We start from the raw sequence: 15,873 nt of genomic DNA on the forward strand, positions 1-15,873 counted from the left end.
TCGCTCTGGACCAGCCCCGCGCTTCTGATCGCCGTGGAGGAGCTGGCGACCGCGCACGACCGCAGCGAGTCCGAGCGGTCCGACATCACCAGCTCGCAGAACAGTGCTGGCGATGACGGCGACAACCGCGACCTGAACCTCCCGAAGGAGTAAGGGGAATCCATGGAGCACCGGCTCGTCGCCCACATCGAGAAGGCTCTCGGCTGGGACGGGCCGGGTTCCGTGGGGACCGCGTTCGCACGCGGCCGTCTCACGGACCCGGAGCTGCCCGCACGGCTGTTGACCCCTCACAAGCTGCTGGATCTGATCAAGCATCGCCACCTGGCGAATCCGCAGCTGCGCTGCTACGCCCAGGGCGACGAAATACACCCGTCCACGTTCCTGTCCACCAACGTCAACCGACGCAGGCAGGCCGTGAGCCAGGCCGACATGGCGGCTCTCGGACGGATCCTCAACGAGGGCGGCACCGTTGTCCTGGACCATGTGGACTTCTTCGACCCGACACTGGAAGTCGCCTGCCGAGCCCTGGGCTGGTGGTCGGGCGAACTGACCTCCGCGAACGCCTACCTCGCCGTCGGGGAAACCGACGGATTCCATCTGCACTGGGATGATCACGAGGTCATCGCCGTACAGATCTCGGGCGAGAAATCATGGGAGGTGCGCGGCCCGTCCCGGCGGGCACCGATGTACCGCGACGCGGAACGCAACCGGACGCCCTCGGAGGAAGTTCTGTGGAAGGGCACCATGCGGGCCGGCGACGTCATGCACATCCCCCGCGGCTTCTGGCACACCGCCACCCGCCTCGGCTCCGGAAGCGGTGGCCACTCGCTGCATGTGACGTTCGGGTTCACCAGACGGACCGGCGTCACGTGGGCCAACTTCCTCTCCGACGCGGTCCGCGCCGATGAGGCATTCCGCCAGAATCTGGAGGGCGTGGAAGGAGCCACGCACAAGGTGCTGACCGGCAAGCTCAGCGCCCTGGCCACCAGCTACAGCCCCGAGCGGTACCTGGACGAACTGAGGTCCAGTACCCCACCCGCACGCCACCTGCCTCACGTGGCCGCCTTCGGCCGGCCGGATCGAGTCGCGGCCGTCACCGAGTTCGCGCCATCCATCGTCCGATCCGGTGACACGGTCCAAGTCTGCGGTGGCGGCAAGCGACTGACCTTCCACGAGCGCGCAGAACCGGGCCTCCGGACGCTCCTGTCGGGCCACCCGGTCTTCCTCGCCGGAGCATCCGAGGACATCACCACTCTGACCGACCTACTGATCACGGAGGGGCTGTGCGAACCTCTGACGGGCGAATCGTCCTCGGGCTACACCGATCTGGTCACACCCGTGACCTTCTCGAAGCAGCCGCCGACCTCGGCATAACACACCTCGACACCGCGTCCAACTACCTTCGCCATCGCTCCCACGAGATCCTGAAGACCACGGCCGGCGACCTGCTGCCAAGATTTTCGGTCTCCACCAAGGTCGGTTTCTTCCCCGAGGGGCACAGCCTCGATCCCACCCGACTGCGGATCGCCGTCGAGCAGGCAGTCAAGGACCTCGGACACGAGCCTGATCTGGTGTTCCTCCACAACCCGGAGCACTCGACATCCGACACCGGAAGGCTTGGACCGGCGTGCGCAGCCCTTGCCGACACTGCACGAGCGGGGCTCTGCCGTTCCTGGGGCGTCTCAACCTGGGATCCACGCCCGCTCATGGACTCCGACGTGCCGTGCCCTGATGTCCTCATGGTCCGGGCGGGGCTACTGGTCGGAGTCGACGTCCTCGAAGCAGCCGAGGCCCTGGCAACGCGGTGGCGACCGTCGCAGGTCTGGGGCATGAGCCCTTTCGGCGGAAATACAGCCCAGGAGGTGTGGGAGCGGTTCGATCCAGGGGTCTTCCTGCGGAAAGCCGCGCCGGTCACGAAGATCCAGGCAGCGTTCCGCTCCGCCTACGGCCTGCCCCGGGTTGACGCGGTCGCGGTCGGCACGGACAACGTCGGCCACCTGCGCGAGCTGACTGAAGCCGTGGCGTACGAGGTCGACGAGTACGTCGTCCATGAGTACAGGCAGCTCCTCAAAGCCCGTCAGCTAGCCTGAAGCTCCTGCAGCAACTGCTCCGCCGTCTTCCGCGCAGGGACGAGGCGAGGGTCCTCCGGATCAGAGTAGGGACCAAGGATCTTCGCGGCGACGAACAGGGACATCAGCTTGCCATCCCGGCTCGCCAGATCGCTGCACCGCTCCCGGCGGACGCGGTCGGCCAGAGCCGGGACAGCAAGAGAGGCCCCCCACAGATTTGCCGCATCCAGGCCGCGCGGCGCCATGCCCCAGTCCTCCCAGTCGAACACGCAGAACACCGGCGCGGTCACATTCGCCCAGTTGAGATCCGCATGAGCCGGGCGCCAATCGGCCACCGCCGTATCCACGCCGGGGAAGACACTGTGGATCGTTCCCGTGATCAGTTCCTGTGTGAGGGTCTCGGTATCCGGTGTCGCGATCCGGTTCGTGTGCTGCGCGGCGAGGGCCTCCAGTGAAGCGCTCAGCGAAGCCCACCACTCCTCGGTCAGTCTCGGGTCCTCCGCCACCACGGCGCTCCCCACTGGTGCACCCGGCAGCAGTCCCGTCTCGTCCGCCCGCCACATCACCGGCTCCGCCTCGTCCCGCCACGCAACGCCGGCGAGCCAGGCCGGCTTCGCGATCCCCCGCAGGGCCTCCGCGGACGCGGTGCCGTCTCCGCCCTGAACCCCGATCCGGTCGAGCCCACGCCGCTCGATGCGCACCCACGTATCGCGGTCGGTACGCGCCCCCACAGACCGGCGCTTACGCACCACAGTCTCGCGGTCAAGGCGCACCCGCAGCATTCGCTCGACACGGTCCAGTACGGCTTCCACAGGCTCTTTACGCAGATCCACCGAACGCAGCGTCATGCCCCAGAACGTACCAAGCCCGAGCCGCAGCAGTCCGGCCCTTCACACGTGGGGCGGCAAGGTAGCGGAGGATCCCCGGTCACCGAAACCGGGGATCCTCCGCACCATTAGTGGTCCACCGCCATCCCCTGCCCGCCACGTCGAAAGGCAGCATCACCACGACAGTCCACAACTCCACATGCAGCCGGGGCCAGTGCGCCAGCGAGAGGTCTCTATGCCGCGGCGTAGCTGAGGCGGAGCAGGTCTCCAGCACGCTCCAGGTCCCGCTCCGAACGCAGCTGCAGCTCCAGGTCACCCGTGCCGTGGTGACCGAGCCCCGTCACGTCCCGGGTGAAACCGGGGACAAGATCGACCTCCTTCGGGTCGGCCTTGAGGTAGACGAGCAGCTTGGCCTGCTGCGGCAGGCAGACGCTGGCGAAGTTTCGCAGCCGTCGATAGGCGCGGTACTGCTTGCGCTGCACCCGCGTGACGCCCTCCCCGAGTCCGACCAGGGCCTCGTCGACCGCGTCGGCCAGCTCGGCCATCGCGCCGCCCTGCTTCCGGACCGGCGGCGTCCCGGCGGCACGGTGACGTACCCGCTTGGCCTCAGCCGCGTGCCCCGCGACCGAGGCCACGGTCTCAAGACCGAAGTGGTCGCTGCCGAAGTACCGGTAGCGGACCAGGTCGATCGAGCGCCGGTGCTCGCGTACGGCGTGGACGTCGTAGCGCGTGAAGTCGCCGGCCACGCAGATCAGCCGCGGTGCGCTCCACAGGATCTGGGACGCGGCCGTCACCCCGAGCCGGTCGCGGACCAGGTTCTGGAAAGCATCCTTATGGGCCATCAGCCAAGCCATGTAATAGAGGCCCTGGTTTATCACGCCCGCGTCGGTACCGCGCTTGTACTCGACGATCACCGGCGCCCCGTTCTCGTCGAGACCCACCGAGTCGATCCGCCCACCGTCGACACAGTCGATGACGAACTCGCTCGCCAGGAACCTGACCCCCAGCATCGTCTCCATGTGCGCCTCGACGAGGTCTTGCACATCCGCCTCGACCTCAGCAAGACGCGCGCTGACCTCCGTGACACCGCCTACTGTCGTGAACAGCTTCAGGACCGCCACTCCCCCTTCTTGTTCTCGGGTGCCACACGAGAACAGCATCGGACGCAGGGATATTTCCGTAGCCATGACGGCCGTTTCGTGGACTTCACGTCCGCCCGCCAAGCCGACGCCAAGGCGCTGGCTGACCACAGGGAAGCTGCCCCCACTCGAGAAGTATCCTGCGCAAGGACGACATCGTCGTTCCTGACGGTGTATCGGGAAGGGCGTCACAAGACCGCCGTCACCACCGTTTCCCGTCTCTCAGGCGAACCGGACTCCCGAGCCCATTCAGCGGAGGTAATGGTCCGATGGGAACGCCACCGAGACGTTCAGCGTGGGAGATGCCGTCTGGTAACCCGTGGTTTTGGGCCGCACTCCCCCGGGAGCCATCCGGCGCCTTGGCCAGGGCTGGCATTCCATGAGCCCCTGACGCAGCTGATCCTGGGGCTCCCGGACACAGGTTGGGCACGTCTCCAGTCATACCTACTAGCAGGCTCGCCCAGCAATACGAACATTCTGGTCGACACGTCGCCGCGCATGAAGATGTGTGACATCTCACGCGAAACCAGGGCCGGAAATCGCTAGTGCCTTAGATCGCATGTTTCGCACTACAGGGTCGCCAGGTCACGGAAATCGCCGCCATGACCAAGCATCCAGCTTGCTGTCACTGTGTCGCTCCGTCGCTATCGGGATCTACACAAACAGAGCCAAGATGATGGCGGCTGGCTCCAGTTGATGAGCGGTAGTTTTCCCGGCGTGGCCGTCCATTGGCCTGCGCTGTCCAGCCCTCGGGCGGCCACCGCACCGGACTGTTCGGTGACTGGTCGCCAAGGGGTGTCGGCGAGTGGGCAAGGGCTGGGCGGGCACCTTACCGAGCGCCACTGACATTCCATGTTTTCAGCCAACAAGGCGGTTTTGCGTTACCTGTTCCCTGCTGCTTCCATGGCGCCTGCCCTGCTCGGCTGACCGAATTCGCGTCCGCCTGGGGCGCGGACATTCACCATGCGAAGCGGAAGGCCCCGCCTTGAAGGACATGTACGAGCGGCTGCTGGCCGCTGCGAGCCTGCGGTCGACGGACGGTGCGATACGCGTCGTGTCGGAGTACGAGCCGGTGGCCGGGGTTGGTACGCCGCTGTTTCCGCCGACTGTGAAGGCGAAGGAGACGAACTCCGCCGGCTATTTGGTCGAGCCGCGCTATGTGGACGGCAATGAGACGCAGGTGGTTCTGCTGGATCAGCCGCAGTCCCAGGCCAATCGGTGTGAGACTGCCCTGCTCGACGCGGTGAAGCGACGAGAGATGTTCATCCCGCACCTGGAGATGGTGACCGAGTCGCACGGCATGCCGGTCCGGATGACGAGTCTGGAGGCTCCTCACCGATCGCGAGATGCGTATTTCCGTGACTCGGTGGATGAGGCGGGGACGAAGTTCGACGAGACGGAGCTGGGCGCCGCGCTGCGTGATGCAAGCTCCGGTGACCTGAGTGCGTATCTGCTTCTGGTCCCCAGCGATCTGGCCTACGGGGTATGGGACTCTCACCGCAAGCGGCGAATCCAGGTGAAGATTCCCCGCGCCTACCGATCCGAGATGATCGGTATCAAGCCGCTGGTCGGTGTCCGGGCAGCTGGTCGGGTCGATCGGCTCAACCTGGCGGGCGACACGGTGGAGCTGACTGAATCCGGGTGGGCTCCCAGCGCCTCCGAGAAGCCGAAGAAGGGTGTGAAGACGGCGCGCATGTCCGAGCTGGGACACGGGATGATTCCTCCTTCAGAGGGCCTCGGCGGGGTGTCGGTGACCTCGGTGCAGCGCAGTGCCTCACTGAGCCTGGCGCAACTGGCGGCGCTGCGCTTCGGCAATGCGAGCGAGGAACTGACGGCCGCTGCCCGGGCGTTGGTGGCCTCCATCGCGCTGCTGGGGGATCGGCTGGCGTTCTCGGCTCCTGCCCTGCACCTGCGCTCGGGGTGTGAGCTGCTGTTGGTCTCGGAACGCATCGAGTGGGTGCAGCGGGGCCGTGATGGGGTCCCGGTGCTCGAACCGCTGGAGCTTTCCACGCCCCAGGAGGCTCTTGAGCTGTTCACGATCGCGGTCGGCAGGGCCCGCGAGGCCGGGCTGCAGTGGGCGTCCGACCCGATGGTCGTGCGTCCGAACTCCAGCTTGCAGCAGGCGATCGACAAGTCGTATCTGATCGCCGGGGTCGGCGCAGCCGAGAGCGAGTGACCCGGTGCCGCTTCGCATCACTGTCGACCTGCTGGACTCCTCCTACCAGGCGTCCACGCTAGACCGCAGCCGGGCCGAATGGCCCCCGCACCCCTCCCGTATCTTCTGCGCCCTAGTGTCCGTGGCTGATCCAGCCGACCCCGTCCAGGATGCCGCTTTGTCCTGGCTGGAGCAGCAGCCCCTTCCTGCTCTGCGGGTGCCGGCACGGACCATGGAGGCCGAGATCCCGCGGATGTCCTGGGTGCCGACTAACGCCTCGGCGACCAAGCCCGGTCACGCGGTGCTGCCCGGACGGACGAGCGGCGGCAAGCCGAAGGTGTGGCCGCAGCGTTCATTGGCTCAGTCCCGGCTGGAGTTCGAATGGCCGTCAGAGCCACCGCGCGGGGTGTTCGCTGTCCTGGAGGAGTTGGCCAGGGCGGTGCCCTACATCGGCCGCGCCGGTGGCCACGCCCTCGTCACCGCCGACGTTGCCGCGCACTCCATGGCGGAGGGCAGTGGCGGTGACAGGGAGATCTGGCAGCCCAGCGCGGGAGGTTGCACGACAGACGCGGCGCAATCGCTGCGGGCTCCGTATCCGGGCTATTTGCAGCGGTTGCGTCTGGCGCATGAGCAGGGCGAGTCGGCCTGGCAGCAGGACCGGACGTTCCCCTACACCCGCCAGGGCGCCGCCGAGCCGGAAGCGGACGAGGAGCCGCTGGCGGGCCCGTTCGAGGACTTGATGACTTTTGCCTTCCCTCCGCGGTTCTCTCTGGATCCCGCGCTGACAGTTGAGGCGACCGGCGCTCTTCGGGAGAAGGTGATGGGCTTGCTGTCGGAGGCGGGGCACGACGTCGAGGCCATGGTCGCCGTCCACGGCCACAAGCCGAAGGGGGACGAGCGTCGCCTCTGTGCCTACCTGGGGCTGCCGTTCGTCGGCCATCCGCACGCCGATGGCCGACTGCGCGGTATAGCGGTCGCGCTGCCCAGCGACCTGGATCCCGCGCACCGCAGGGCGCTCCTGGCCGTGTTGCTGCGCATGGGCGGTGGCCTGCGCAAGCTCAAACTGCCCAGCCTTGAGCGGCCCGTGCAGCTGAGCTATGTCCGCGCCGGCGACGCGGCGGTGAACTCCCTCAAGTCGGTGATGGCGGAACAGTGGACGCGGGCCTCGCGCCAGTGGACGACGGCGCTGCCCATGGTTCTCGATCACTTCCCCCGGGGGCGTGACATCGAGGGCTCGGTGGCCACCAGCTGCCGCTTGGCCGGCCTTCCTGCGCCCGATGCGGTGGAGGTCCTGCGCACCGGTGCCTTCGTACCCGGTGCCCCCACCTTGCGGTCTGATGCGGTACGTCGCAAGGACGGTGAACGCCCGCTTCCCGTCCGGCATGTCCGTCTGACCTTCCCCCAGCCCGTCACGGGGCCGGTGGTGCTGGGCAGCAAGAAGAACTTCGGCCTGGGCCTGTGCGTGCCCACGGCCCCGCGGAAGGCAGACGCATGAGCCTCACTCTTGAGGACTTTCCCGACTTCGTCGAAGCCGTACACGGCCACCACCCCTTCCCCTGGCAGAGCGACTACCTCAACAAGGCTGGGGAGACGGGGAACTGGCTGGACCTGGATGTGCCGACCGGTCTGGGCAAAACCAGCCTGATCGACATCTGGCTGTTCCTGCTGGCCTGGCAGTGCGTCACCGGGCAGGAGCGGAGCGTCCCGCTACGGCTGTTCTTCGTCGTCGACCGCCGTCTGGTCGTCGACCAGGCGCACGAGCACGCCCGCACTCTCCAGCAGGCTCTGGCCGACGCCCCGCAGGAGTCCCTCACGGGCCGCGTCGCCCAGACGCTGCGCACCCTGAGTGGGGAGAGTACCGCGCTTCAAGCCGTACGGATGCGCGGCGGCGTGGACTGGGCCTCGCGCTGGCTGCGCTCCCCCGTCCAGCCCGCCGTGATCACCTCGACCGTGGACCAGTACGGCAGCCGCCTGCTCTTCCGCGGCTATCACACCAGCCCCAGGATGCGGCCCATCGATGCGGCCCTGTGTGGCACCGACGCGCTGCTGGCGGTGGACGAGGCGCACATCGCCCTGCCGTTGCTCACGACCGCCACCGACTCCACCGCCTACCAGCAGACCGCTTCCCACCCGGACCTTGCCCGCCGTGGCGTCCAAGTCGTCAGCCTCTCCGCCACCGCCACTGCTGATCCCGCCCGCCCGCCACACCAGATCAGCGAAAGGGACCGCGAGCACCCCGTCGCGGGAGCTCGTCTCAACGCCCAGCGGCGCCTGACCCTGTGGGACGCGAGCACCCTCGCCAAGCATCCCTCGCTCGCCTTCGCGCAGGCCGCCGAACAGGCCGTGGACGCCATGCTGCCGCTCGTGGCCCGGCCCGTCCTCGGCGTCGTCGCCAACACCATCCGCAGCGCCCGCGCAGCCTTCCAACGTCTGATGGCCCGCGACGAGATCGACGTGGTCCTGCTGACCGGCCGCTGCCGTGGCCAGGACCGCGAGCGTCTGCTGAACAGCCGCCACATGCGCGAGTTGTTCGAGGGCATCAGCGCCGACCGAGACCGTCCCCTGGTGGTCGTCGCGACCCAGACCGTCGAAGTCGGTGTCGATGTGTCCTTCGCGGGACTCATCAGCGAGACCGCAGCGGCTGCTCCGCTGATCCAGCGCCTGGGCCGGCTGGACCGCACCGGCGCCTTCCCCTGGGCCCCCGCGATCGTGATCCGCGCCGCAGCACCGGATCCGCAGGACATCCCGGTCTATGGCCCGGCCGCCCACGCGACCTGGGAATGGCTCTCCTCCCATACCCCCCTCACCAACCCCGCGGACCACGACGGCGATACCCTCCGGGACAGCCTGGGCCACGGGCTGGTCATCAACCCGACCACGCTTCCCGGCCTGCTGGACGGCATCGAGACTGCGCCGCTGAACGTGCCCGCACCGCGCATCCCCGTCCTCCACCGCACCCTGCTGGACTCCTGGGCCCGCACCAGCCCCACCCCGGTGCCCGACCAGCCGACCGCGCCCTTCCTCCACGGCCTGAGCACCACGCCCGAAGACGTCCAGGTCCTGTGGCGCAGCGACCTCCCGACCGTGGACGGCCAACCGAACTGGGAGCAGTGGGCCGCGCGCATGGCCCAAATCCCGCACCATCCCGGCGAAACCGTCGCCATCCCCGCCCGGCAGCTGCGCCGCTTCCTGACCCAGCCGACCGCCGACGACACCACCAGCGACCTCGAAGGCACACCAGACGGGGAAATACCCGGCGCGTCCACGAAGCACCAGGCGATGGCTCCGGCACTGCGCTACGACGACCGCGACAACCAGTGGGTCCCCGCAACCGGCCCCCGCGATATCCGCCCCGGCAGCACCATCGTCCTGCCCTCGCACTACAGCGGCCACGACGCCTACGGGTGGACGGGAACCCCCGGCGCCCCCGTCGTCGACCTCGCAGACTTCCCGCCCCGCACCGACAGCGAGCCAACCCGCCTGGATGCCCAGCCCCTGGCACTGCTCGGCGGATTCGACGAAGCCACCACCCACGCAGCCACGGCAGCCATCACCCGTGCGTCCAAGAAGCTGCTGGCCGGCGAGGACGGCGAGTCCGTCACCGACATCGTCCACCAGCTCCTCGACCGCCTCCTCAGCCTGCTGCCCGCCGCAGCCTGTGCTCAGCCGACGACCGGCTCGTACGCCCCCGAACTGCACCAGCGCCTCAGCCAGCTCCGAACCATCACCGCATGGGACACCGCCGCCGACGGCCGCTCGGCCCGCACGGGCCACGCCATCCTCGACTCCACCGACCCATCACGCCTGCTTCTCGTCCCCGCCCGCCCACAGGGCGACCGCATCGAGCGCACCGCCGGCGTCAACGACGAGGACGCCGACGGCAGTTCCCTCACCCGCCCCGTCACACTGACCCGGCACAGCAAGGCCGTCGCGGCACGCGCCGCCGACTTCGCCGTACGGCTGGAACTGCCCGCTCCCCTAGTGGCGGCCGTGGAAACCGGGGCGCACGCCCACGACTGCGGCAAACACCACCCCCGCTTCCAGTGCATGCTGTGCGCCGGCGACCGTCTCCTCGCCGAATCACTCGACGAGCCCCTGGCCAAATCCGGCATGGACCCGGCCGACCGCACCGGCCGCCGCCGCGCCGCCCGTCTGGCCAACTGGCACCCCGAGCTGCGTCACGAAGCACTCAGCGCCCTGGCCGTACAAAGATGGCTCACCACCAGCCCCGCCCACACCAAGGGCCTGGACACCGACCTCATCCTCCACCTCGTGGCCTCCCACCACGGCCACGCCCGGCCGCTCCTGCCGCCGGTGACCGACCCCGACCCCATCGACGTCACCTGCCTCATGCCCGACCAGCAGCACATCACCGTGAACAGCGCCGCCATGGGCACCGACTGGACCGGCCCCGACCGCTTCCACGCCCTCAACCGCCGCTACGGCCCCTGGGGCCTGGCCCTGCTCGAAGCCGTCGTACGCCTGGCCGACATGGCCTGCTCCGAGGAAGGCAGCTAACCCGTATGACCCACCACGCACTCGAACTGCCCGCCCTGGCCAGCAACTCCCCCCTTGGCTTCCTCGCCGCCCTGGGCATCATCCAGCTCACCACCCCCATCCTCGACCAACCCGCCCGGCTGTCCTGGCGCGGCCCCGACGCACCCGCCGTCCTCCACACCCACCAGCCCCTCACCCACCAAAACCTCGCCGACCTGCTCCACACCCAACTACCCGACGACCCCGCCAAGGAGCCCCTGCCACTGGTTCCCGGCATCCTCTCGCTGCCCCGCACCGGACCCAGCGACGCCCTGCGCATGCCCATCGACACCGCTCTACACCACCTGCGCAGCCACGCCCAGGCCGAGCGCGAGCACAACACCCCCACCGCCCACTGGTTCGCCGCACTCGTCAACCAACTGAGCATCACCCCCACCGAGAAGAACCCCGGCAAAGCCCGCCATCCACACGGCAAACAGCCCGCCCTCTACACATCGAGCACCCCGCTCTTCGGCCGCGGCGGACAAATGACCCTGGCCAACAACTGGATCAAAGCCGCAGAGGAATGCCGAAAAGACCCCACCCACCTCCACGCCGCGCTCACCGCCTGGCGCCGCGTCGACGGCTACGCCGGCGCCAACCTCGACCACCACTCAACCGGCGACGCCCACATGGTCAGCCAAGGCAAACCCACCCAACAAGGCGTACCCGGAGCCACCTGGCTCGCCCTCCACGGCTTCGCCACCTTCCGCCTCACCGGCGACAGCGCCTACGCCCAGACCACCAGCTGGGACCGCACCACCCCCAACGGCGCACTCACCTGGCCCATCTGGCAGCCCCCACTCACCACAACCAGCATCACCACCCTCCTCGAACACCCCCTCGTACGCACCCCAAGCGCCGACCCAGCCAAACTCCACAACCTCGGCGTCACCGCCATCTACACCGCCCCCCGCACACGCCTCCCACAAGCTGACGGACCTCTCCAACTCAGCTACCGCGCCTACCCATGAATCACCACCAAACCCGAGTTCGGAACCACGAGCATGCCGAGAATTCCAACAGCACACCGAAGCCGAATGCCGGAAAACACCCCATCCATCCCCGTGGGCCGCCCACTCGATTCCTCACACTCCGGAGTAACGCCTGCTCATTTGCCCTACCTCTGCGGCTCCGAACCGCAGCTCCATCACGGCACGTGTACGACTGCGGTAACGGGGCTGAGGGAGTCCACTACCTCTGCGGCTCCGAACCGCAGCACCATCACGGCATCCTGGACCACGTCCTGCCGTACCTGCCGGTCAAGCTACCTCTGCGGCTCCGAACCGCAGGACCGTCACGGCGAGATGACCTACGAGGAGTGGATCGCCACCCAGGTCCACCTCTGCGGCCCCGAATCGCTGCACCATCGCGGCGGCATCTACCTGCCCGATGTGGTGCGCCGCCGCACCCGCTACCTCTGCGTCTGCGAAGCGCAGCACCACCACGGCTGGGGAGGATCGGAGGCCGGAGACAACCAGGGCCCGACTGGCTCTGCGGTACCAAGCCGCAGCACCACAGCGGCTCGTAGCCGTTGCCGGCCTCGATGCCGAGCAGCTTCTGTATCTGCGGTCTCAAACCGCAGCGCCATCACAGCCACGAAATGTTCTTTTCTCAGGTCACAGGGTTGCGTCTTGCATCTGCGGTCTCGAACCACAGCACCATCACAGAATCGCGTGCAGCATGGGGACGACTTCTCGGGAGCGGCTGACTCTGCGGCTCCGCGCCTCAGCACTACCGCGGCGACTGGAGCCGCGGCCCACCTGCCGATGAATGGCAACCACCTATGTGCTCCCGAACCGCATCACCATCACGGTCCTGTAGTTGGACAGGCCATCACGCCCCTCCATCGCACTGCCTCTGCGGTCACGAACCGCAGCACCACCACGGCAAGGGCGACTACGGCGGTTTGGTCAGTGCCGGGCGGCTCCACTTCTGCGGCCAGCTCCGCAGCATCATCACGGCTCGTAGGCGTGCTCGTGGATTGCGTACCGGCGGATCTGCCCCTGCGGCTTCGAACCGCAGCATCATCACGGCATCGCGATCACCGAGGCCGTCTGCCACGTGGTCGCCTGCCTCTGCGGTCTCGAATCGCAGCACGACCACGACAACGCTGGCTGGGGCTCAGTCGAGCAGTACCGGGGTATCCGCTCTGCCGCCACACGCCGCAGCACCATCACAGCGTCCGCGCCTCCGCCACCTCCGTACGCAAGGTTGACTTGCCTCTGTGGTTTCGAACCGCAGCACCACCACGGAATCTTCGCCAGGCGCCGGACCGCGTTACCGAATTCGCCTGCCTCTACGGTCTCGAACCGCAGCACCATCAAGGCCACGACCCCGCGCTCAAGCATCTCACCGGCCTCGACATGCCTCTGCGGTCTCGAATCGCAGCACCACCACGGCACCATTACCCGCCACCCCGCCCAGGGTCTCGCCGTCCTGCCTCTGCGGGCTCGAATCACAACACCATCACGGCGTCGTCATCTGGCGCAGTGTGCCATACGTGACGCCCTGCCTCTGCGAACTCGAACCGCAGCACCATCACAGCCCGATTCCAGCCCGCGCCCTGGCCACCAGCGGCTCGCCGCTTCTGTGGTCACGAACCGCAGCACCACCACGGCTGCATGTCCAGCAGCACCAGCGTCCCGAAGGTGCGCACTGCCTCTGCGGATTCGAACCGCAGCACCATCTGGGATTGAACTTGTGAGCCTCATCAACGAACACCTGGTCAGAACTCTGCGATCACATATCGCAGCACCACCCCGGCGACCAGATCGGCATCTACGTTGGAAGCGGTCAGTTGCTTCCAATGCGCCCCGTGGCCACGGGTTCGACATATCTCTGCGATTCAGATTCGCAGCCTCATTGTGGCGATGGCGCCGACATCGGCCTAATACTTGGCCTGAGGTAATCTCTGTGGCTGCCGAGCCACACACCACCACGGACAGATATTCTGATCAATATCATTGCAGCTTCCCGTCAGTACCTGCGGCTCTACCCGCAGCACCACCACGGCACGCTGAACGTCATTGCCTAGGTCTACCGGAACGAGCGCACCTCTGCGGTCTCAAATCGCAGCACCATCGCGGCAGCGCGACCATGCTCCACGGCTTGGTCATGATGGTCTACCACCGTGGTCGCGAACCACAGCACCATCACGGCGGTTGAACGCAAACTGCCAACGCAGGAGCCGTCCTTCCATCTCTGCGGCGACCCTGACCGCAGCACCATCGCGGCCAGGACTTGCCGGACCACAACACGGCGTGAATCACCTACTTCTGCAGCCTCGCTCCGCAGCACCACCACGGCCTGTAGCATCGCTGGCATTCACGCCCGTGGTTCCGGTGGTACCTCTGCGGTTCGGGGTCGCAACACCATCACGGAAAGACCGTGGAGCAGCGCTGCAACGAGCGCCTACGCCCTGCCTCTGGGGTCCGGACCCCGGCAGTGGCGCCCGCTTGCGGACCGGGATCACCACCGATCAATAAGCCGTTGGAGTCCGGAAGCAAGGCCAGCAAGACGTCGGGTCCAGATCAGAGCGGTGGGAACATAGCGGAGGATGGCCGTTTGGCCAAACTGACGATCCTCCGCATCATTGATAATCCACCGCCACCATATGCCCGTAAGTCGAAAGGCACCGCCAGCATGACCACAACCCGAGCACGAAACGCCCACGTTGGCGTTTCAGTCCACCGTATAGCTCGCGCGGAACAGGTCCTGGGCACGCTCCACGTCCCGTGGGGTGCGTAGCACCTCCAGGTCATCCGTTCCGTGGTGGCCCAGCCCCGTCACATCCCGGGTGAACCCGGGAACAAGCTCGACCTGCCTCGAGTCCGCCTTCAGATAGACGAGGAGCTTGGTCTTGTGTAGCGGGCAGATGCGGGCGAAGTTCCCGAGATGCTGATACGCCCGGTAGTGCTTGCGCTGGACACTGCTCACGCCATCCCTCAGGCCGAGCAAAGCCACGTCGACCGCCTCTGCAATGTCGGCCGGTGGGGCACTTCGCTGACCGCCGACAACGGCCACCCTCCGGCAACCCCGCCCAACCGTCGGTGCCCGGCTACCGACGATGGCTTCCGCCTCAAGACCTAGCAGGTCGCTGCCAAATCTAGCGAACCCGCATCCAGCGCATGCCATCCGGCGATCTCTTCAGGTGTGGCTTAGCGATGGGACTCAGAGCCTCGTCGCATAGAAAGCCACAGCGGAGGCTGCTGCGACGTTGAGGGAGTCCACGCCAGCAGCCATCGGGATCCTGACCCATTCATCGGCCGCGCGCAAGGCGTCGACCGACAGTCCGTCGCCTTCGGTGCCGAGCATGAGTACCAGCTTCTCGTACCGGCGGGCGGCCAGTTCGTCAATCGTGATCGACTTCTCGTCGAGGCACAGGGCAGCCGTCACAAAGCCCTGCTCGCGGAAGATCTCAACGTCCTTCGGCCAGGAGGTCAGCCGGGTCCAGGGCACGTGGAAGACAGCGCCCATCGACACCTTCACGGCGCGCCGGTACAGGGGGTCGGCGCAGCGTGGCGTGAGGAAGACGGCGTCCAGGCCCAAAGCGGCTGCGTTACGGAAGGCGGCTCCCAGGTTCGCATGATCAACGATGTCCTCGAAGATGGCAACGCGCTGACCTGCACCCTTCTGTAGACCCAAAGGCAACACCGTGCCGATGTTGGTGTGGTCGTTGACCGACTCCATGACCACGACCCGGCGGGCGGAGCGCAGCAGTTCGCCGGCCGTGGGGAGCGGCTTGCGCTGCATGGAGGCGAGCGCGCCGCGGTGCACGTGGTAGCCGGTGACCTGCTCGGCGAGTTCGGGACTCACGGCGTAGACCGGGGCGGGGAGTTCGTCGATGACGTCGCGCATGACGTCGATCCACTTGGCCGAGAGCAGCATGGAGCGCATCTCGTAGCCCGCTTCCTTGGCCCTGCGGATGACCTTCTCGCCCTCGGCGATGAACAGGCCTTCCGCGGGCTCGCGCTTGCGGCGCAGCTCTACGTCGGTCAGGCCCGTGTAGTCGGAGAGACGCGGGTCGTCGGGATCCTCGACGGTGATGAGATCGGCCACAGGGTGATACTGCCTTGTCCTGGGTGTGGTGCCAACGGTTGGGAACGGGTGCGTTACCCCGGGTTACGTGTGATCAAGTCGGGGGT

Annotated in this window: 10 protein-coding genes; 6 read left to right on the top strand and 4 right to left on the bottom strand. The window is 67.3% G+C overall.

The features are described 5' to 3' along the window. Positions 1 to 162: 162 nt before the first annotated feature. Both AQI95_RS36020 and AQI95_RS36025 read left to right on the top strand, forming a co-directional pair. On the top strand, positions 163 to 1,374 hold the full coding sequence (locus AQI95_RS36020; RefSeq protein WP_067134181.1) for a JmjC domain-containing protein: 1,212 nt from the start codon (positions 163 to 165) through the stop codon (positions 1,372 to 1,374). Beyond that, positions 1,284 to 2,090 carry an aldo/keto reductase gene (locus AQI95_RS36025; RefSeq protein ID WP_079071760.1) on the top strand — a complete coding sequence of 269 codons (807 nt, stop codon included), beginning with the start codon at positions 1,284 to 1,286 and terminating at the stop codon, positions 2,088 to 2,090. Before AQI95_RS36020 ends, AQI95_RS36025 begins: the two co-directional genes overlap by 91 nt. Here AQI95_RS36025 and AQI95_RS36030 read toward each other — a convergent pair. Together AQI95_RS36030 and AQI95_RS36035 are read right to left on the bottom strand one after the other, a co-directional pair. Continuing rightward, positions 2,078 to 2,917 (bottom strand): hypothetical protein, encoded by an 840-nt coding sequence (locus AQI95_RS36030; protein WP_208614351.1) that lies wholly within the window; start codon positions 2,915 to 2,917, stop codon positions 2,078 to 2,080. The two genes, AQI95_RS36025 and AQI95_RS36030, sit on opposite strands and share 13 nt — an antisense overlap. 212 nt (positions 2,918 to 3,129) lie before the next feature. Further along, positions 3,130 to 4,017: a DUF5655 domain-containing protein gene (locus AQI95_RS36035; RefSeq protein ID WP_067134183.1), complete on the bottom strand. Its 888-nt coding sequence runs from the start codon at positions 4,015 to 4,017 to the stop codon at positions 3,130 to 3,132. A gap of 1,012 nt (positions 4,018 to 5,029) precedes the next feature. Here AQI95_RS36035 and cas7g point away from each other — a divergent pair. Genes cas7g through AQI95_RS36055 form a run of 4 tightly spaced genes read left to right on the top strand, consistent with a single transcriptional unit; the run spans position 5,030 to position 11,700 of the window. Then, positions 5,030 to 6,211, top strand: coding sequence for a type I-G CRISPR-associated RAMP protein Csb1/Cas7g (gene cas7g, locus AQI95_RS36040; RefSeq protein ID WP_067134452.1), 1,182 nt, complete (start codon positions 5,030 to 5,032; stop codon positions 6,209 to 6,211). Between the two features lie 4 nt (positions 6,212 to 6,215). Then, complete coding sequence (gene csb2, locus AQI95_RS36045) at positions 6,216 to 7,685, top strand: type I-G CRISPR-associated protein Csb2 (protein WP_067134185.1); 1,470 nt, start codon at positions 6,216 to 6,218, stop codon at positions 7,683 to 7,685. Beyond that, on the top strand, positions 7,682 to 10,708 hold the full coding sequence (gene cas3g, locus AQI95_RS36050) for a type I-G CRISPR-associated helicase/endonuclease Cas3g (protein WP_067134187.1): 3,027 nt from the start codon (positions 7,682 to 7,684) through the stop codon (positions 10,706 to 10,708). Before csb2 ends, cas3g begins: the two co-directional genes overlap by 4 nt. Positions 10,709 to 10,713: 5 nt before the next feature. Further along, positions 10,714 to 11,700 (top strand): type I-G CRISPR-associated protein, Cas3-extension family, encoded by a 987-nt coding sequence (locus AQI95_RS36055; RefSeq protein ID WP_067134189.1) that lies wholly within the window; start codon positions 10,714 to 10,716, stop codon positions 11,698 to 11,700. Positions 11,701 to 14,410: 2,710 nt separating this feature from the next. Here the strand turns inward: AQI95_RS36055 and AQI95_RS36060 are convergent. Then, a complete protein-coding gene (locus AQI95_RS36060) occupies positions 14,411 to 14,665 on the bottom strand; it encodes a hypothetical protein (protein ID WP_341849491.1) in 255 nt (84 codons plus the stop codon). 234 nt (positions 14,666 to 14,899) lie between these two features. Beyond that, complete coding sequence (locus tag AQI95_RS36065; RefSeq protein WP_067134193.1) at positions 14,900 to 15,787, bottom strand: TrmH family RNA methyltransferase; 888 nt, start codon at positions 15,785 to 15,787, stop codon at positions 14,900 to 14,902. Positions 15,788 to 15,873: the final 86 nt, after the last annotated feature.

The sequence above is a fragment of the Streptomyces yokosukanensis genome (genome assembly GCF_001514035.1).
Taxonomy (GTDB): Bacteria; Actinomycetota; Actinomycetes; order Streptomycetales; family Streptomycetaceae; genus Streptomyces; species Streptomyces yokosukanensis.